The following is a 429-nucleotide window of genomic DNA, read 5'->3' as shown; positions in this document are numbered from 1 at the left end:
CTGTGTAGCCACGTGCGGCCGCACTTTCGACGCGTTGGAGGACATCATCGATAGCGTCGGCGGCGTTCTTGTGTGCGATCATCGTGCCGACTGTATCGGACGAAAGCAGAAAAACTAGTGCCGCCACCAGCACGCGCGCAAGTGAGACCTGTGCGTCGGTGGACATCGAAGACATAGCATGCCAGAGCGTGAAGCCCATCAGAAGCGCAACCGCAACCAGCACGAGGCGCATCGCTTGGGCACTCGCGCGCTGCAAGTCGCGCGTCCAATATGCTGATTCTTCAATCAACTCGGCCAGGCGGAAATAACTCGGCTCTGCGCGGCTCGCAAAGTAGCTTTCCTCGCGCACCATTGGCTTGTTTTCGATGGGTGCGGTGAAGCCGTCAAAGATTCTAAGCCGCTGCTCTGCCGAGAATCGTGCATTGAGAC

General features: G+C 58.3%; 1 protein-coding gene. It reads right to left on the bottom strand.

Annotated features, from left to right (window positions below):
• A partial coding sequence (locus EN780_RS39600; protein ID WP_189557207.1) for a hypothetical protein occupies nt 1-429 on the bottom strand: 429 nt, incomplete at both ends.

The sequence above is a fragment of the Mesorhizobium sp. M4B.F.Ca.ET.089.01.1.1 genome (assembly GCF_004022605.1).
GTDB classification, from domain to species: domain Bacteria; phylum Pseudomonadota; class Alphaproteobacteria; order Rhizobiales; family Rhizobiaceae; genus Mesorhizobium; species Mesorhizobium abyssinicae.
This window is presented reverse-complemented; position numbering and strand designations above follow the sequence as displayed.